Raw genomic sequence first — 18,780 nt, 5'->3', positions numbered from 1 at the left:
AATACTTGGGCTGATGTGATCAACCGCGCTAACTTGGGTATGGAAGTAATGCACGAGCGCAATGCTCACAACTTCCCTCTCGACTTGGCTGCTAGTGAAGTCACTCCTGTAGCTTTGGTTGCTCCTTCTATCAATGGCTAAGTTTTAGCAATTGATTAACAAAAAGCGCTCCTATAAATAGGGGCGCTTTTTGTTTGGAGAAAAATATTTTTAGAGTTCTCCTTTTGTTATCTTCTGTTAACAAACTAAGTCATATCAAGTCCGCTTGAGTAGTTGTAATTTTGAGTCCTGAAGGAACTGAAGAATCTAGCCCTTTCGGCAACGCTCTTATTTCGTTGCGCTTGACTCATAACAAGTAAGCGTTTTGAGTCAAGCGATCGCCCCATCTAAAATTTATCTAAAAATTAAAAGGTGAAAAATTAATTTTTCACCTTTTAACTCTCGACTCTCGATTTTAAAATTGTCCGTTACTGAACAAACTTCTTGAATGCCAGTGTCACGTTGTGGCCGCCAAATCCAAAGGAATTCGACAGCGCCACATCAACTTTTAGATCGCGGCTTGTATGAGGAACATAGTCCAAATCGCACTCAGGATCGGGATTTTCCAGATTAATTGTCGGCGGAATTTTGTCATTGGCGATCGACATTACCGTCGCCACCGCCTCAATGCCCCCAGAACCGCCCAAAAGATGGCCGGTCATCGACTTGGTAGAACTAATTGCTACTTTGTAAGCATGGTCTCCCAAAGTCTTTTTAATCGCTTTCGTTTCCGTAGAATCGTTGGGAAGCGTACTCGTGCCGTGAGCGTTGATATAGCTCACTTGATCCGGCGTCAAACCCGCATCCTTGAGGGCTAAAGCCATCGCCCGCGACGCACCTTCCCCCCCCGGTACCGGAGAAGTCATGTGATACGCATCGCAAGTTAAACCGTAGCCGACGATTTCTGCGTAAATCTTCGCGCCACGCGCCAGAGCGTGTTCCATTTCTTCTAGCATTAGAATGCCAGCACCTTCGCCGACGACAAAACCATCACGATCGCGATCGAACGGACGAGAAGCATGAGTCGGGTCATCGTTGCGAGTCGAAAGCGCCCTCGCCGCAGCAAAACCCGCCACGCACAAAGGTGTCACCGCAGCTTCCGTACCGCCGCAAATCATGGCTTGCGCGTAACCCCCCTGAACTAAGCGAAACGCATCGCCCACGGCATTTGACCCGGCAGCGCAGGCCGTCACCGTGCAAGAGTTTGGCCCCTTAGCGCCCGTGTGAATCGCCGTCAGCCCCGCGGCCATATTCGCAATCATCATGGGAATCATAAACGGGCTGCATCGATCGGGGCCGCGATTTAGATAGATCTCTTGCTGTTCTTCCAAAACCTTTAGGCCACCAATGCCAGTGCCAAGAATGACACCCACCTGTTCTGCGTTCAGGTCGTTAATCTCAAACTTTGCATCAGCAATAGCTTGTTTGCTCGCTGACACCCCAAATTGAGCAAAGCGATCCATGCGCTTTGCTTCCTTGCGCTCTAAATAGTCGTGTGGGTCGAAACCCTTCACCTCTGCGGCAAAGCGGCAGTCGTGCCGCGACGGGTCGAATAAGGTGATCGGGCCTATACCATTCTTCCCGGCAAGCAACCCGTCCCAATATTCGGACAAGGTATTGCCGATCGGTGTAATCGCGCCGAGACCCGTGATAACAACGCGCTTACGCTCTAAATTTGTCATGATTTCAGTTTCAAAAAATTAAACACCCAGAACGCAGAACAAAAGAGGAGTTTCCAGTTTTCTAACTTCTCTCCTCTTAGGGGAAAAGACAGGTATTTTATGCTTTTGGAGCTGCAAGTTTGCTGCTGATGAAATCTACAGAAGCTTGAACCGTAGTAATTCCTTCGGCTGCTTCGTCGGGAATTTCAATATCAAACTCTTCTTCCAAGGCCATGACCAGCTCTACAGTATCTAAGGAATCTGCTCCTAAATCGTTAGCAAAGTTGGCTTCGGGCTTGACTTCGCTCTTATCGACTTCCAGTTGCTCTGCCACAATTTTCTGGACTCTAGCAAAAATGTCGTCTTGGCTCATAACATCGTGTCCTCATTGGTTGCTGCGTATCTAATCTTATCCGAAAGGGGGATCTGCAGGACAAAGGCTGGCCGCTTTTCTAAGTGACACGGGCCAGCGACAATTGGGACACCGACGATCGCAGCAACTCTCGGACTAAGGCAAAAAAAACCCAATAGCCCAAAATCAATCATCTCGTTTAGCCACCTGATAACGTTGAGGAACCGGATTTTTGGTCGGTGGTGCGTCAGTCATCAACTCAAAATGCTTCAGAAAAGCTGACAATTAGCTCCTAGCTAGGCAGTGATTACGTTAATTATAAAGAGGGAAAACTAAGCAGGAAGCCTCCCGACTTCGATGGCTCAAGTTTCTTTTCCCGAACCTTGTGTCCCCAGCAGAAACGACTATGCCATCCCAAACTCTCAAATATGCTTATTTTCCCGGTTGCGTTGCCCAAGGGGCTGCCCGCGAACTTTACCTGTCTACCCAAGCCCTCACTCAAGCGTTGGGGATTGAACTGGTGGAACTCAAGAAAGCTTCCTGCTGCGGTTCTGGCACTTTCAAGGAAGATTCGCAGTTGCTCGAAGATACTGTCAACGCCCGCAATATTGCTTTGGCTGAGGAACTGAATTTGCCTTTGCTGACGCATTGCAGCACTTGTCAAGGGGTAATCGGTCATGTGGACGATCGCCTCAAGGATTGCCAAAAAACCGATCCCAACTACATAGAAAAAGTCAACGGTTTACTCAAAAAACAAGGCTGTTCGCCTTATCAAGGCAGTACCCAGGTCAAACATCTGTTGTGGGCGATCGTTGCCGATTACGGTCTCGACGAGGTGCAGAAGCGAGTCACCCGCAAGCTTTCGGGCTTGAAGTGCGCGTCTTTTTACGGCTGCTACCTGCTGCGAGCTCAGGATAAGCTGCTTTACGATGACCCGCACCAACCCGAATCGATGGAAAATGTGTTTCGGGCGATCGGGGCAACTCCGGTTTACTATCGAGGGCGAACGCAGTGCTGCGGCTGGCCCTTGGCGAGTTATGCCACTAACCAATCTTTTCAGATGGCAGGCAAACATATTCAAGATGCTCTTGACAATGGCGCTGATTGTATGGTGACGCCTTGTCCGCTTTGTCATTTAAATTTGGATTCGCGGCAGCCGGAGGTGGAAAAAGTAATCGGGCGCAAGTTGGGTTTGCCCGTGTTGCATTTGTCGCAATTGGTGGCTTTAGCTTTGGGTGTGGAGCCAAAAAAACTAGGGCTCGATCGACATATTGTTTCAACTAAGCCCGTGTTAGAAAAATTAGGCTTTTAGTCGATCGATTTGCGCCGCTTTGTAGTAAGGACTTTAGTCCTTTCTAATATCCAATCCAGGTTGGTAGTAAGGATTTTGGTTCTTTCTAATATCCAATCCCGTTAGATCGGAATTATACCCGAATGCTAGCGGGAAGCTCGATCGCGCTCATACATTCTTGAGTTGATAGAAGATGCCAGCCAAAATTTGTCTTTTTGTGCGGATAGGTAGTCTAGTCTTCTTCTTGTGGGGCAACAATACCGCTGCGGAGTTCTGACTCTTTGTCGGTTAAGCTGCTGGACTATGCCATTTATTTCCGCTCTTAGCTCCTCATCAGACATCCCAAATTGGTTTTTTAAGCTATTGACACCACTAAAAGATGAAGCTGTCTAACGGCGGGGGCTTCAACGGACGGCGTTACAAGGCGGCTACACCACTGATAACCTGTGCCTCAGTTCGTTGTCAGCCCTTGTTTGACTGCGATTGTTAGAGCGCATTCGATAGGCAGATTTAGACTCAATAGCAAGTGTGGTGGTTGGTAGGTTAATATGCAGATAACAGAAACAGAAGTTGTATACCATTACACAAAATAGTTTTTAACACTTCCTAACTGGCTAGCTCTTAACAAGGAATAAGGAATGAAACGAAACCCAGTAAATCTCACACGTTCGGTATTGCTATGGGCAATGCTAGGAATAATTTGTGGTTTATTTGCTGCAACTTATTGGATATTTTTGTCTTACATCATGCAGGGATTTGAATATTTTAGTGGAGTTTCTCTACTAATTATTATGCCCCTTGCTGGTTTGCTCATCGGTTTGCTCATTCATTGGCTGGGAAATCCTGGCGAAATAGGGTTGATTATTGACAATATTCATCTCAATGGTGGGCGGTTACCAATGAACGAGAATCCTTCGATGATTCTGTCGTCGCTAATCAGTATTGCAAGTGGAGGCAGTGCTGGTCCAGAAGCACCAATGGTGCAAGTAACAGGTTCAATTGGTACGTGGTTAGCCGATCGCTTTCAATTGCGTGGAGAGGCACTACGAACTTTGAGTATTGCTGGCATGGCATCTGGTTTTACAGTTTTGTTCGGCGCTCCTTTGGGTGGTACTTTTTTTGCTTTAGAAATCCTGCATCATCAGAATGTTGTGGAGTATTTTGAAGCAATATTGCCTGCGGTCGTGGCCAGTTGTGCAAGTTACACCATTTTTGTAGCAATTACCCAGCTAGGAATTGGTCCTACCTGGCATTTTCCTCAATACAATGTGGACAGCCTTTATGACTTTGGCGCCGCGATTGCTTATGGAATCGTAGGTGCGATCATGGGGTGGCTTTTTATCGCTGTATTTCGCAGTGTAGGTCGCTTGTTTGATTCGATACCCAGTCCAATCTATGTGCGAACTACTTTAGCTGGGCTAGCACTTGGTGTGTTATCAGCTTTATTTCCGCTCACTCGTTTCTTTGGTGAACATCAAATAGAAAAAATTGTTGAGGGCAACTTTTCTTTGGGAGTAATCTTAACTTTAGTTATTGCTAAAGTGTTTGCCATTAGTACGACCGTAAATGGAGGCTGGCGGGGGGGGATTATCATCCCACTGTTTTTTATAGGAGCCTGTTTAGGAAAGGCAATCGCTATCGTTAATCCCGCCTCCAACGAGACCTTGGCAATGATTTGTGTAATGGCTGCTCTGAATTCAACAGTTACTCGAACTCCAATTAGTACAACTCTGCTACTCGCCAAGTTGACAGGATTTAGCACTTTTACACCGATTCTCTTCGCTAGTCTCGTGGGTTTCTTCTTGGCTCCACGATCTCCCTTCATTAGTTCACAGCGTAAAGTTGATTGACAAACGGCTAGAATTTCTCTAATAACTCCGTGTAGCGGTGAAAAATACGTGCAATTTGCCAGTGTCGAGTCTCAAGGCTTCTGCCATTACAAATGCACCAATGGCATCAAACAAAATCTAGCCGTTGATACCAGTCAGGCTGCCGTTTTTGAACCATTGTACAAAAGCCAGTGTGTCCGATGAGTGTGGCTTGATTGAAATGTTGAGTCACAACCTCGATTATTTTCACACTCGGGCCCGTCAATATTCCGAAGATTACCATTCTGCAAGGACAATGGGTATCACCCGGATAAGGTCATCGCAGAGAATGTAAAAACTTTATCCGCAGATTATGACCCAGATCCGGTTTAAACTGGCACGGAAACTAACGAAAGCCGAAAAAGTGGCATTAGAGGGGAAAACTGGATTTGTCGTGGTGGCAACTCGCGCTCGTGATTAAAGCGTCAAACGCTGGGATGTAAGGCTGTAAGAGTTTGGTCAAGAACTTTGAGCAGACTCTCGCCAATGCCACTGCGAAACTCAATTTGTATTTCATCAGGCTGATGCTCAAACGGTTGGCAAATGAATAAATCCCAAATGGGTTCTATAAGAGTCCCAGCGTGAATAACTGTGAAGTTTTGTCGCTTTTTCGCGAAGTGCTTCCAAGCACTGCGGTAGACTAACGTTTAATTCTCTGTGCAGGCTATAGCGGTGGCACCTCACCGTCAAATCTGTTAATTCGCAGAGGCAGCAAATTTTTAGTGACTCGTTGGGAGCCTTTATTCAATGTCTCATTCAGTCAAAATTTACGATACTTGCATCGGCTGCACTCAATGCGTCCGCGCTTGTCCGACTGACGTTTTGGAGATGGTGCCCTGGGATGGCTGCAAAGCAGCTCAGATTGCCTCTTCTCCCCGCACCGAAGACTGTGTAGGCTGCAAGCGTTGCGAAACTGCTTGCCCTACCGATTTTCTCAGCATCCGGGTTTACCTGGGAGCCGAAACCACTCGCAGTATGGGTCTAGCTTACTAAAAATCGATCGACACGCCGATCGAATTAGGGGCACAAAAGAGGGGGCAATTTAATCGCCCCCTCTTTTTTTGTCGCGGAATCTGCATTCTGGGGCCGGAAGAAGGTAAAAATGATAAAACTTGAGTTTTATTGCGATCGCTAAGCAGGAGTAGTACGTTAAATGTGCGGAATCGTTGGCTATATCGGCACGCAAGCAGCAAGTGAGATTTTGCTAGCAGGATTGGAGAAACTAGAATACCGGGGCTATGATTCAGCGGGCCTCGCTACCATCTCCGAAGGAGAAATTACCTGCATCCGAGCAAAGGGCAAATTGCACAACCTCCGGGAAAAGTTAGCAGAGATAGACTCTCTCGCTCCCATCGGCATCGGACACACCCGCTGGGCAACTCACGGCAAACCAGAAGAATATAACGCTCACCCTCACATGGATAATAGCGGGCGAATTGCGGTAGTTCAAAATGGAATTGTCGAAAATTATCGCGAGTTGCGGAAAGAATTGAAAGCAAAGGGACATAAATTTGTCTCGGATACCGATACAGAAGTTATTCCTCATTTAATAGCTGAATTTTTGAAAGAAGCAAAAAGGGAGAAGGAAGAAGAAAAAGATAAAAAAACCGAGAAAATTGCTGATTTATCGTTTTTGGGAACTGTTCTAAATGCGGTAAATAAATTAGAAGGAGCTTTTGCGATCGCCGTTATCTGTGCAGATTTTCCCGAAGAAATAATTGTCGCCAGACAGCAAGCTCCTTTGGTGATTGGCTTTGGTGCAGGGGAATTTTTCTGCGCTTCTGACACGCCGGCATTAGTCTCTCAAACCCGCACTGTTTTGTCCTTGGAAAATGGCGAATTAGCAAGGCTAACTCCGATGGGAGTCGAAGTTTACAGCTTTGCAGGAGAAAGGCTGAAAAAAAGCCCGCGCATCCTTGGTTGGAGTCCGGTTTTAGTCGAAAAACAAGGCTTCAAACACTTCATGCACAAGGAGATTTATGAACAGCCAGCCGTAGTGCGAGCTTGTTTGGAGGCTTATTTAGACGGCGATTGGCAGCCAGGAAATCCCAGATCTCCCATCAATCTCAGCTTGCCCAAGGAACTTTGCGCCGATGTCGAACAAATTTCGATTCTCGCCTGTGGAACGAGCTGGCACGCCTCGCTAATTGGCAAATATTTGTTGGAACAATTAGCTAATATTCCCACAGCAGTGCAGTACGCTTCTGAGTACCGTTACGCACCGGCACCGCTGACAGCAAATACTTTAACTATTGGGGTAACACAGTCGGGAGAAACGGCGGATACGCTGGCTGCTTTGGGGATGGAACAGCAGCGCCGCGCGGGTTTTACGGATAAATTCCGGGCGAGAATGTTAGGCATTACTAACAGAACCGAAAGTTCGATAGCCCACATGATGCCGCACGTGATCAATACCCACGCCGGTATAGAAGTCGGCGTTGCTGCGACTAAAACTTTTGTGACTCAGTTGATGGCATTCTATTTCTTAGCTTTGGATTTGGCGCACCAGCGGGAAACAATCAGCACGGAGAGATTGGCAGAAATTATTGCGGGTTTGCGCCAGTTACCAGCGGAAATTGAGAAGTTTTTGGAGATTCAAGAACAGTATGTGGAGGAATTGTCCCACCAGTTTACAGACACCCAAGATTTTATCTTTTTGGGGCGGGGAATTAACTTTCCGATTGCTTTGGAAGGGGCACTGAAACTGAAGGAAATTAGCTACATTCACGCCGAAGGATATCCGGCGGGAGAGATGAAACACGGCCCGATCGCCCTTTTGGATGCGAAGGTGCCTGTAGTGGCGATTGCCATGCCCGGTAGCGTCTACGAAAAAGTGCTTTCTAACGCTCAGGAAGCGAAGGCACGCGACGCCCGTTTAATTGGCGTTACGCCGAAGCAAGGTGTGGCGGAAGCCGACATTTTTGACCACATTTTGCCCGTGCCTTTGGTGGATGAATTGTTGTCGCCGATTGTGACAGTGATTCCGCTGCAATTGTTGGCTTATCACATTGCGGCGCGTCGGGGTTTGGATGTGGATCAGCCGCGCAATTTGGCGAAGTCGGTGACGGTAGAATGAGGTTTTGTAGGGTGCGTCAGTTAGGTGTTTACACACAATAAAGTTGTACACTGAAAACGATTAAAACTGTTGAGATATCGTGCAAAATTTCAAGGTTAAAGTTGTACAAGAGACACTCTAAGCCTTGCTCAGCAAGACTCTTGGGTTAGTGTGCAACTTTATTCTCCAAACACATTAGGATGATTTCCTGTGCGTGCGATCGACTCATCGCTGACGTACCCTACAGATAAAAGGGCTGATTGTCCATCGCACACACCCCAAATTGCGGCTAACACCAACCAGCTTGTAGTATTGAGTCGAAAATCAAACAGCGTCACATCTACAGTGTTAAAAAGCGTACAGGCGGCGAAGGCTAATAAATAACTGAAAAAAATTAGGCGATCGACCGCTTTTACATCTTCATAAGCAACCTGGTTTGTGATAGAATATATAAATTTTTTATGGGAAAATAAAGCATTTTTTGCTAGTTCCTGTGTTGCTATTTTCTCGTGTTTAATATCCACAGGAAAAAGGGGCCAATTCGCCAGCAGCAAAACACCCCTAGCCAAAACCCAACCAACTAAACCAAACAAAAAAAGCGTTGCGGGTATTCCCGTTTCCGCAGTCAACATCAGTATCAAACTGTGAGGATGACCAAGCCATTCTTGCATCTGAGCTTGATAGAGAGGCGTAAAATTTCGCAATCCCCAACCAGTCCAAGGGCGCTGCTGAGTCATAGACCAAGCAAATTCCCACTGAGTTTTTCTCAAAGTAGCAGTCGGCCGATTTGGGAACATCTCGTCGGTGAGTCTAGCCCAAAAGAAAGCCGGAACAATTCTTCGTAAAGATTGCCGCAGTGGTTCCGGGCCAAAGGCAGACAAAAAAATTGTGCTAGCCACACTCAAAACCGCAGCTAATAATTTTTTATAACCCGCATAAAATGCAAAAGCCAAAACTGCCAAAACCGCCATTCCCCAAGCATTGCGAGAATTAGTAAAAATCAAAGCAACAGCATTTCCGATCGCTGCACAACTTAAAAATAGGAGTTGGGAATTGGGCCTTGGGAATTGGGAATTGGGCATTGATAAGTTGTGAGGACTGACAACTCCCAACTGAAAACTCCCAACTGACAACTGACAACTGACTTCTTCCATCCACAGTCCCAGTGCTAAAATAAAAGCAATTGTCAGATAGCAAGCTAAAATATTAGCGTACATAAATACAGAAGCCATACGGCCGGGGGGATTGCCTTGGGGTGCGAGTACCCAGCCAAAAACAGGCTGCAATTGATCGATGCCGCTCCAGCCTAAAAATTGCTGTCCCAGACCTAAAATTATCACTGGAATTGAACTAATTACAATAATCCAAGATAATTGCCGCAATTGAGGCAAAGTTTGAATTAAACTGCTGAAAGCGGCAAACAATATAAAGAACGGCAAGAAATTGTACAACCCTACAAAAGCCTCAATGCAGTTGTGGGCAAAAACGGCTGTGATGACTAGCCACCCGCTCAGAATTGCGAATCCTCGATTCAACGGGCGGCGACTAATTTGACGGAACTTTTGCTTGCAAGTGCCGACCAATCCCAGGAATAAACCTAAAGCTCCCAAAATCGGAATTAAGGGAAAAATCAGCATCCCCACTTGGGCGAAATTCCAAGGGACTTGCAGGCGGGGATCTGGATGTTTTTGGAGGCGAGACTTGAGATTTTCGGCTGTCTGTTTGGCAGCTAATTTCAACCGATTTTTGATATTCACCCACACTCCCAATCTCAAATCTAAAATCTACAATTTACCATCCTTAAGCTAGTTCCCAAACGCATTCCGAGCGCGTCAGGCGTATTTGAGCTAAGGCAAAAATGGTCGGGATAATGCGGCCGTAGTTCGTGGAAATCGATCGCCAACCCAAATCCGCTAAAAACCAAGTCCACATCACCGGGCCGACCAACGAAAATACGCTTCGCGTCGCACCGTAACGAGCTGCACTCACCGCCATACCGCGCCGCGCCGTCTGAATTGCGACATAATTTTGAAACTGGGTTGCTGCAGTTGCAGTGCCTGCAAGCACTCCTTGTTTTGCCATTTGATAGGTGGCAAAATGCAGCGCAAATTGATTGGCCATTAATTTGAGCAGCATTGGTTTTAAGATGGAACTAACAGCTAAAGCGCTGCCACCTTTGAACAGCAAACCGAGCGGGTCTTTTTCTGCAGAAATTGGCAGGGGTTCTGAGAGTTTAGAATCAACGATCGCTCGCTGTACGCGCAGTGTCAGCGCTTGCTGTTCATCTGCTGGTAAACGCTTCCACGCCCGGCCCATTAAGTGCAAAAATACTTCTGCCTCTAAGTCGGTGGTTGACAACTGTCTGGGATAAGGGATTTTGAGATAGCGACAAACTTGAATTAGTGCTTGTCTGTAAGTTACTTGTTGGGTTCGCCCTCTGAGTACCGTCAACCCGTCGGCTGCAAGATAGCGAAACCGCTGTTCTACCGCGTCGAGCCATGCTTGGCGATCGCGACTTTGTACATCTATCGGTGCGGGGGTTTGCACGTAATCTAAAGGGTTAAACTTGCGGCTGAACAGAAGTTCTGTTAGTTGCTGCAATTCTTCTTCTGTGGTCAATTCTAGTGCTGCTCTGAGTTCGTCCAAAATTTTGCCCTCCCCTATGCGATTTTAGATTTTAGATTTTAGATTTTAGATTGCTGCTGGTTGACAACCATTAGGATTTAGGATTTACCTACAGTGGCATTTTTTGATCGGGTCTTAATCATGGATTCGTGCTGTCCTTTATTCTACTACTTGGTGCAGGGCGATGGCGTCGGGCCCCGGAAGCTACGGCTCTTTTGAGTCATCGGTAAGGTACAAATTCAGCTCGCAGCCTTTAAGCTGATGTGTAGATTTACAAGGCTGACTGATTGATTATGTTCGATGTTGCGGTGATTGGTGCGGGTATGGCGGGACTGAGTTGCGCTCAACGGTTGCGTCAAGCTGGTTATTCTGTGGCTGTTGTTGAGAAATCTCGCGGCGCGGGGGGACGTGTTGCTACCCGCCGCGTACAGGGTACTAGGGCCGATCACGGCGCGCGGTATCTCGAACCGCAGGGGGATGCGGTGCAGGGGTTAATTGAGGCTTTGGTCGATCGGGATATCCTCAAACTCTGGACTGATACTGTCTGGGAATTCAGACAGGGAGAACTTTCTGCTATTCCTAATTCTTGTTATGTCGCACCTGCGGGTATGAATGCTGTGGGTAAGTATCTGGCGGAGGATTTAGAAATTTGGTTTGGCCGCCGCGTACAAGCTATTTCTACTACAGATAACCAAATGTGGCATCTTTCCCTAGAAGTCACTGATGACAATTTACAGACGCCTCAAGAATTGATTGCTAAGGCTGTTGTAGTAGCAATTCCGGCTCCTCAAGCTTTAATGTTTTTGGATGCGAAAATCGGTTTGCAATCTGATTTTCTTGACAAATTGCGTTCTGTGGAGTACGACCCTTGCATTACGGTTATGGCTGGCTATTCTGTGGCAAAACAGCAAGATTTAAGCAATCTAAATCCGCAGTGGAAATCTGTTTCTTTTCCCGATAATTCTGATTTAGCTTGGGTTGGTTTGGACAGCAGCAAGCGGCTAGAGCCGCAGCAGCGGGTGTTTGTGGTTCACAGCAGCGCAAATTTTGCAGAACGCTATTTAGAAGCTGCTGATTTGGAAACTGTCGGTCAGGAATTGCTCGATCGCACTTCTGAATATTTAATCCCTTGGCTCAAAAAGCCAGAATGGTTGCAGGTTCACCGCTGGCGCTATGCTTTTTGTCGAAATCCTTTGCCTGTTTCTTGTTTGCCTGCTGGGGGGAATTTGCCGCTGGTTTGTGCGGGGGATTTGTGCGGGGAAGGTCAAATAGAGGGTGCTTTGCGATCGGGTTTGGCGGCGGCTAATTGGGTGAATTCTCAGTTGCACAATTTGCCCTTAGATTTCCGCCTAAATTGGTAATATGGCTACAGTTAACGTATCGATTTTTCCTCTAACGCTATGATTGCCATCCCGTCTGGGTTTAGCCCCGAAGATTACCTTGCCCTCGAACGTGATAATACCCTCCGTGATGAATATCGGCACGGTTGGGTGTACGCGATGGCGGGAGGTAGCGATCACCACAGCCGTCTCTGTATTAATTTTATAACTGCGATTAACCTTCACCTGCGCTATATAGTTATGAAAAACCAATCTAACGACTTACAAAAAAATGGAAAAATGGTGTAAAATCCCACTTTTCCAAATTTTTATTTTTGTGCTGTTTCCTGCTGTTCTAAGTCTTGTTCTTGCATCTGCAATAACTCGGGAACTGTTACGAAACTGTACCCTTCATTTCTCAATCGAGCAATAATATCCGGCAAAGCTTTGACAGTTCTTGCTCGATTGCCGCCGCCGTCGTGCATCAGCACAATGCCGCCGGAATTTGCCTGCCTCATCACGTTGTCTATCAAAGATTCCGTAAGAGTTCGCCAATCAAAAGAATCAGCAGACCACATCACAACTGCATAATTTTTCTTTTGAGCATAAGTGGCCAATCCATTGTTTAAAATGCCTCCAGGCGGGCGGAACATGGATGTTTGGATGCCGGTCAACTCCTCAATTAAGGATGAAGTGCGATCGATCTCGCGAGCGGCACCGTCTTCGTTATACTGAAGGTATTCATGGTTCCAAGTGTGATTGCCGATCGCGTGACCGGCTGCTGCGACCTGTTGGCCAATTTCGGGAGAATTTTTCAGGTATTTTCCTACCCAGAAGAATGTAGCCTTAATATTATTTTCCTTGAGAATATCTAGGATTTGTGTAGTTGTTTTCGGCCAGGGGCCGTCGTCAAATGTCAGGGCGATCGCCTTGTGCTGGGAGTCGAGTTTCGCGTGACGAATGGTTGTACCTTGAAACTGCGACGGTACGGCTGATTGAAATCGGATTGCCTGCACTTGGGCTAGAGCATTTTGGGAAAATTGAACTCGATTGGCGATCGCCTGGGAGAACTTATTAAGAGTGGACATCGGCTGTTGTTCTTGGGACTGGGATACGGCCAAGACTTGTGCCTGAATCGGTTGCAATGGCTGATTGGCCCGGAAGTTAATTGGCCATGTCACACCCAGCAAAAAACTTCCTGTTGCTGCCATCAAAGCAACGATTAAATTTTTTCGCCGCCTCCACAGCCGTTTCAATTTTGTCACGTCATTGTCTCCTTCACACCTTGTACAGTTAATTTGAGATTTTATGTTGATATCAAGTTAATCCACTTAAGAGGATAATCTTAAATTGGACTGCCAGTAAAAATGCTACTGGAAATAACCGATCGTGGGGAAGTCCGTCCGGATAAAAAAATTTAAGATTTGTGCCGCAGAAATCCCCTAACCCATGAAAACGCCGGATGGTTGAACTTTTTACCCAGCGAGGGGGACGGCGCTCAAGTCGGATTCATGGCAGGATATTCTTAGGGACTCAGCCCGCATCGGTCCGCGTCCGTACCTGACACTGCAAGTTGGTTTAACGTGAGATGTTGCACTATTGTTAATAAGCCTTTCAAGGGCGGGCTAGAAGATCCCACGCCACAAGAAAATTTAGTCTTTGTGGGATAGACCCGAAAGCCTGTGAAGCGAGAATGCTGCAAGATGTGAGTTTAACCCGATTTGATATGAGGGCGATCGCGCGCCCCCAGGATCGTAAAATTAACTTTTAGGGCCGATTCTCTCTTTGTACAAGCCGACAATCCGATCGATAACTTCAGCAACGGTCAGATTGTCTGTTTGAATTTCCACAGCATCCGCCGCTTTACGCAAAGGTGCAACCGCGCGGGTGCTGTCCTTTTCGTCCCGCAGGGCGATGTCTTGTTCCAATTGGGTCAAGCTAATATTAGCCCGATCGGTATCTTTAAGTTCTAACAGCCGCCTGCGCGATCGCTCTTGTACCGAAGCCGTCAAAAAAATCTTCAGTTCCGCATCGGGAAACACGTTAGTGCCGATATCGCGGCCTTCTGCTATAATTCCGCCTTTTGTGCCGCAGCGCCGCTGTTCCTCCACCAGAAACTGCCGCACGGCGGGAACTGCCGCCATTTCCGAGACGCGGGATGTCACTTCCAAACTGCGAATTGCCTCGGTTACGTCTTCGCCGTTAATCTTCAACATCTTTGATGCGGGATCGAGGTTGTATTCCAAATAACTGGAACTGATTAATTCGGCGATCGCGCATTCGTCGGAAATCGGCGTGTCTGTTTTCAATGCCAGCCAAGTCAGCGCCCGATACATCGCACCGGTATCCAGATAAAACAAGTTCAAAGCAGTTGCGGCAAGGCGAGTTACTGTAGATTTGCCTGCTCCCGCCGGGCCGTCGATCGCCACAATGGGCCGGCGATTCCTGAGAATTATATTGTCAATCAAACGAGTAGAGCCAACTCTGGCGGCCACGGCTAAAAGTCCCGCTGTTTCCACAACCTGCAACGGCGTCAGAGTATCGGAATCGACGATTTCGGCGTATTCGAGCTTTACTGCGGGTTCTTCTGTGACTGCTGCGCGGGCTGCTGCGAGTGCGGCTGCTGCGGTGCGGTCGCCTGAATAAAAAGTTTCCGAGGCTTGTTGCAGCGCGCGGTAGAGTACGGAGGCTTGCTGTTTTTGCTCTGCTGTTAAATACTGATTGCGAGAACTCATTGCCAGTCCCGACTCTTCGCGGACGATCGGACAAGCGACAATCTCTACAGGCAAGTTAAAATCAAATACCAGCTTCCGAATAATTGCTAACTGCTGGGCGTCTTTTTGACCGAAATAAGCTTTTGTCGGCTGCACCAAACTCAAAAGTTTAGTAACAATTGCCGCGACGCCCTGAAAATGACCGGGCCTTGCTTTGCCACACAAAACCGATGTCATCGCCGGTGGCGGCACTACTTGAGTTAAGGATGAAAGGTTAATCTCTATCTGTTTTTGGGCGGTTTGCTCTGTTTCTGCGCCGACTGCTTGATGGCCGAACATTTCCGTTGCTGAGGGAGCAAATATGGCGTCAACCCCAGCTTGTTCGCACAACAGCCGATCTTGCTCGAAATTCCGAGGATAATCTTGAAAATCTTCTGTCGGCCCAAATTGCAGCGGGTTGACAAAAATGCTGACCAGGGCGATCGCATTTTCTTGCCTTGCCCGCTGGATCAAGCTCAGATGCCCTGCGTGCAAAGCTCCCATCGTCGGCACCAAACCGACTGTCAAATGAGGTGCAGCAGACTTTTGTAAATTTAAGTAGCAGCGAAGTGCTGCAATGGTAGTAAACAGGCGCACCGGTAGAATCTCCTGAAGGCATTCGGCAGAATGCAGAGTTTATTTGTCAGAATTTGTTCGACTTGACATCTTGCATCATCATCAAGAACAGGTAAGATGCCTCTTCCAAAAAGAATGGTGCAAGATGTCAGTTTTATTCTACTTTCTGCCTTCTACACTTCGGATAACTTTTGTATTCTGCCTTACAGTACCGTTCAGCGTTCAACTGTTGTTTGCTGCGGCGGTTCGATCACTTCGATTTCCACTCTCGCAACGCCACTGCTCATCATTCCCAGCAGGCTGGCAGCGCGTGCGGACAAGTCAATTAGCCGATCGCCGACATAGGGGCCGCGGTCATTAATGCGGACGACTACGGTGCGGCCGTTGTCGAGATTTCTCACCATGACTCTAGTTCCGAATGGCAAATTGCGGTGGGCTGCGGTCAAATCATTTTGGTTGAAACGCTCGCCGCTGGCGCTGAGGTTGCCGTCAAATCCCGGGCCGTACCAGGAAGCCCAGCCGCTGAGGCGCACTTGAACTGGGCCCAGAGATAGTACGGGGGGTTCTGGTTGGGGTTTGCCTGCGACTTCTTCCAGGGGTGGGGCGTTGCCCAGAAGCCGGCGGAGGCGATTGGTTGCTTGCAGGGCGTCTCGGCTAAAGTCGCTGGTGGTGTCGGGGAGGATTGTTTCGGCGTTGATGTTTACCAAGTCCTCGCCGTTTGCCTGGATAATGTAGCGATCGCCTTTTTCCCACTTAACGGTAATCCTGTTGGGATCGATGTTGTTGCGGGCTAGCTGATTGAGTCTTGCTGCTAAGGTTGATGCCCGCCAAACTGAATCGAGTTCTTGATTGCTGGAGTTGCTGGCAATATTTCCGACTTTGGGATTTTCTCTGGCGCCCGCTACTTTTGACGGACTGCTAGCACCGGCTTGGCTGTTGCCAGTTTCTCCCATTTTCGTGTTTGTTTCCGGATTGGCGTTCAGAAAGGTGATGACTGGAATGTTTCGCACGTAGACTGTCGCTGCTTGTCGCCCGTCTAACTCGTGGGGCTGGATTTTGGCGATCGAGTCTCGGGCAATTTCAGCTCTTGCTTGATACTGATACTGTCCGACTTTTTGCGCTTCGACCCGACTCGCGTTTAACTGCCGGGACGGTTGGGTGGCAATTACTTGCTCGGAAACCGGAGAGTTTTGGTTGTCGGCACCTGTTGCTTGTGCGTGACAAGAGGATGCCGTTCCTACCACAGGAACTAACAGGACAGCGAGTAGACCACCAACAAATTTTTCCTTCATACGTCCATTTTTGTGAATAGCCATTGCCAACCGAGATTGGAGGATTGGCCATTTGGCGGCGGGCGTCAAGGATTTCTCTCTTGCCCTTCGCCATTCCCCCGTGAGTCAAAGCAAGGTATCGGGGTGCGTTTTTGCTTTAATGCTTCCGCCCCAAAAAAAATTGGCGGAAACTTCCCTGACACTTGACAACTCGTACTCGATCCGCAATTTGTGTTTTGTTCACGAACTGCAACAGACTACCACAAACTTTTGCGGTTGGGGATCGCTGCGATCGCGATTTTCACCAAATCTTCATCAAATTTTCTCCAAACCCTCTATCATAAAATCCTTTAGTTCCAGTGCTTACAGCCGTTTCAGTTATTCCAGAAAAATTTACAAAAATTTACATAAATTTAGTCTCTGTTGTGGGCTGCCGAATAGCTAGTGTGAAAAAAGCTGTTTGTCAACTGTTATGGCCATAAACTAAAAATTAGAAATCGATTTGGCGGACTTATGGATTATCGAGAAGCAGGTGTGGATGTTGAAGCGGGCAGAGCTTTTGTCTCGCGCATCGGGAGTATGGTCAAGAGCACTCACAGATCGGGAGTTTTGGGCGGATTCGGCGGGTTTAGCGGGTTTTTCAGCGTCCCGGAGGGTTTAAAAGAGCCGATTATGGTTTCGGGTACGGACGGCGTTGGGACTAAGTTGAAATTGGCCCACAATCTCGATCGGCACGACACGGTAGGTATCGACTTGGTGGCGATGTGCGTCAACGACGTGCTGACATCCGGGGCCGAACCCCTCTTTTTTCTCGATTATTTAGCGACGGGAAAGTTAAATCCCGAACAATTAGCTGCGGTGGTGGCCGGGATAGCTGACGGTTGCAAGCAAGCGGGCTGTGCTTTGTTGGGCGGGGAAACGGCAGAAATGCCCGGTTTTTACCAACCGGGAGAGTACGATTTAGCTGGTTTTTGCGTGGGAATTGTCGAAAAGAGCAAATTGTTGGACGGTTCGCGGGTGCAGGTGGGAGATGTGGCTGTGGGGCTGGCGAGTTCGGGCGTACACAGCAACGGTTTTAGTTTGGTGAGAAAAATTGCGGGAGATCGAGGTTTTGACTGGAATTCCCAGCCCGAAAAGTTAGGTGGCAAAAGTTTAGGAGAAGTGCTGCTAACTCCGACTACAATTTATGTTAAACCAGTCCTCGAAGCAATTAAGAGTGGTCTAGAAATTCACGGCATGGCTCACATTACGGGCGGCGGTTTACCGGAAAATTTGCCCCGCTGTTTGGGAGTTCATCAATCTGTCAGAATTCACAGCAATAGCTGGCCAAATTTACCAATTTTCCAGTGGATTGCTGAAGCGGGCAAAGTTGCCCCACCCGAGATGTTCAATACTTTTAATATGGGGATTGGGTTTGTGCTGTTGCTCGATTCCAGGGAAGTAGAACAGGCTGTTAAATGGTTTGAATCTCAGGGAATTGGTGCTTGGGCGATCGGGGAAGTGATTGAGGGGAAAGGAGAATGGATAATGGATAATGGGTAATGGGTAATTAGTAAGAAGCAATCACAGGGGCTGAAGATTGCTTCCCTTTGCTTTGTGCAATAACAGACCGTCTCAATCTGCATTCATCTGTGTATATCTGCAGTTAAATTTATAATTGTGAAAGTAAACGCAGAGGACGCAGAGGAGACAGAGGAAGAAAGAGAAAAAGGAATTCACAACAGATGACTCGTTGCTACAATTTTAAATTAAATTTAAATAAGCTGTTGTGCCTTTAAATACAGTATAATTAAAATTATTTCCGTCAAGTAGTGCAACAATAGCCGATCAAAAGTATCTGAATCCAAAATAAATAGAGCAGCTACAACAAGCATTAAAATAGGAACCAAAAGGAGATACAGCAGATTCCATGTATATATGATACAGTTTATTTAGTACATAAGCGAAAAAAATGAAACCTTATTCGATTG

14 protein-coding genes and 1 pseudogene are annotated in these 18,780 nt (G+C 47.4%); 8 read left to right on the top strand and 7 right to left on the bottom strand.

Annotated features, from left to right (window positions below):
* Nucleotides 1-141, top strand: a pseudogene (locus QUA57_RS25640) (photosystem II q(b) protein); the annotation flags it as partial.
* Between the two features lie 326 nt (nt 142-467).
* Here the strand turns inward: QUA57_RS25640 and fabF are convergent.
* Nucleotides 468-1,721 carry a beta-ketoacyl-ACP synthase II gene (fabF, locus tag QUA57_RS25635; RefSeq protein ID WP_333064498.1) on the bottom strand — a complete coding sequence of 418 codons (1,254 nt, stop codon included), beginning with the start codon at nt 1,719-1,721 and terminating at the stop codon, nt 468-470.
* Nucleotides 1,722-1,818: 97 nt separating this feature from the next.
* A complete protein-coding gene (gene acpP / locus QUA57_RS25630; protein WP_006633716.1) occupies nt 1,819-2,073 on the bottom strand; it encodes an acyl carrier protein in 255 nt (84 codons plus the stop codon).
* Between the two features lie 385 nt (nt 2,074-2,458).
* Here acpP and QUA57_RS25625 point away from each other — a divergent pair, with 385 nt between their 5' ends.
* The 4 genes from QUA57_RS25625 (at nt 2,459) to glmS (ending at nt 8,287) form a co-directional block, all read left to right on the top strand.
* Nucleotides 2,459-3,364 carry a CoB--CoM heterodisulfide reductase iron-sulfur subunit B family protein gene (locus QUA57_RS25625; RefSeq protein WP_333064497.1) on the top strand — a complete coding sequence of 302 codons (906 nt, stop codon included), beginning with the start codon at nt 2,459-2,461 and terminating at the stop codon, nt 3,362-3,364.
* Nucleotides 3,365-3,981: 617 nt separating this feature from the next.
* Complete coding sequence (locus tag QUA57_RS25620; protein ID WP_333064496.1) at nt 3,982-5,193, top strand: chloride channel protein; 1,212 nt, start codon at nt 3,982-3,984, stop codon at nt 5,191-5,193.
* 765 nt (nt 5,194-5,958) lie between these two features.
* Nucleotides 5,959-6,204, top strand: coding sequence for a photosystem I iron-sulfur center protein PsaC (gene psaC / locus QUA57_RS25615; RefSeq protein WP_015175986.1), 246 nt, complete (start codon nt 5,959-5,961; stop codon nt 6,202-6,204).
* A gap of 160 nt (nt 6,205-6,364) precedes the next feature.
* Complete coding sequence (gene glmS / locus QUA57_RS25610) at nt 6,365-8,287, top strand: glutamine--fructose-6-phosphate transaminase (isomerizing) (protein ID WP_333064495.1); 1,923 nt, start codon at nt 6,365-6,367, stop codon at nt 8,285-8,287.
* Between the two features lie 158 nt (nt 8,288-8,445).
* On the opposite strand, the gene QUA57_RS25605 is transcribed toward glmS, so the two are convergent.
* A complete protein-coding gene (locus QUA57_RS25605; RefSeq protein WP_333064494.1) occupies nt 8,446-10,023 on the bottom strand; it encodes an O-antigen ligase family protein in 1,578 nt (525 codons plus the stop codon).
* 43 nt (nt 10,024-10,066) lie between these two features.
* Nucleotides 10,067-10,912 (bottom strand): YaaW family protein, encoded by an 846-nt coding sequence (locus QUA57_RS25600; protein WP_190733343.1) that lies wholly within the window; start codon nt 10,910-10,912, stop codon nt 10,067-10,069.
* Nucleotides 10,913-11,184: 272 nt separating this feature from the next.
* Here QUA57_RS25600 and QUA57_RS25595 point away from each other — a divergent pair, with 272 nt between their 5' ends.
* Together QUA57_RS25595 and QUA57_RS25590 are read left to right on the top strand one after the other, a co-directional pair.
* Nucleotides 11,185-12,252: an FAD-dependent oxidoreductase gene (locus QUA57_RS25595; RefSeq protein WP_333064490.1), complete on the top strand. Its 1,068-nt coding sequence runs from the start codon at nt 11,185-11,187 to the stop codon at nt 12,250-12,252.
* Between the two features lie 39 nt (nt 12,253-12,291).
* On the top strand, nt 12,292-12,519 hold the full coding sequence (locus tag QUA57_RS25590) for a Uma2 family endonuclease (protein ID WP_333064489.1): 228 nt from the start codon (nt 12,292-12,294) through the stop codon (nt 12,517-12,519).
* A 20-nt stretch (nt 12,520-12,539) separates the two neighbouring features.
* On the opposite strand, the gene QUA57_RS25585 is transcribed toward QUA57_RS25590, so the two are convergent.
* The 3 genes from QUA57_RS25585 to QUA57_RS25575 all read right to left on the bottom strand — a co-directional run bounded on the left by QUA57_RS25585 (nt 12,540) and on the right by QUA57_RS25575 (nt 16,855).
* Nucleotides 12,540-13,475 (bottom strand): polysaccharide deacetylase family protein, encoded by a 936-nt coding sequence (locus QUA57_RS25585; protein ID WP_333064487.1) that lies wholly within the window; start codon nt 13,473-13,475, stop codon nt 12,540-12,542.
* A 495-nt stretch (nt 13,476-13,970) separates the two neighbouring features.
* Nucleotides 13,971-15,560, bottom strand: coding sequence for a bifunctional pantoate--beta-alanine ligase/(d)CMP kinase (locus QUA57_RS25580; RefSeq protein ID WP_333064486.1), 1,590 nt, complete (start codon nt 15,558-15,560; stop codon nt 13,971-13,973).
* 194 nt (nt 15,561-15,754) lie between these two features.
* The gene (locus QUA57_RS25575) at nt 15,755-16,855 is read right to left on the bottom strand and encodes a septal ring lytic transglycosylase RlpA family protein (RefSeq protein WP_333064485.1); all 1,101 of its coding nucleotides are present in this window, start codon (nt 16,853-16,855) and stop codon (nt 15,755-15,757) included.
* 468 nt (nt 16,856-17,323) lie between these two features.
* On the opposite strand from QUA57_RS25575, the gene purM reads away from it, so the two are divergent.
* A complete protein-coding gene (purM, locus tag QUA57_RS25570; protein WP_333064484.1) occupies nt 17,324-18,352 on the top strand; it encodes a phosphoribosylformylglycinamidine cyclo-ligase in 1,029 nt (342 codons plus the stop codon).
* Nucleotides 18,353-18,780: the final 428 nt, after the last annotated feature.

This window comes from Microcoleus sp. Pol7_B2 (assembly GCF_036701035.1).
Taxonomy (GTDB): domain Bacteria; phylum Cyanobacteriota; class Cyanobacteriia; order Cyanobacteriales; family Microcoleaceae; genus Microcoleus.
Note: the sequence above shows the minus strand (reverse complement) of the source record. Positions and strands in the feature narration are given on the sequence as shown.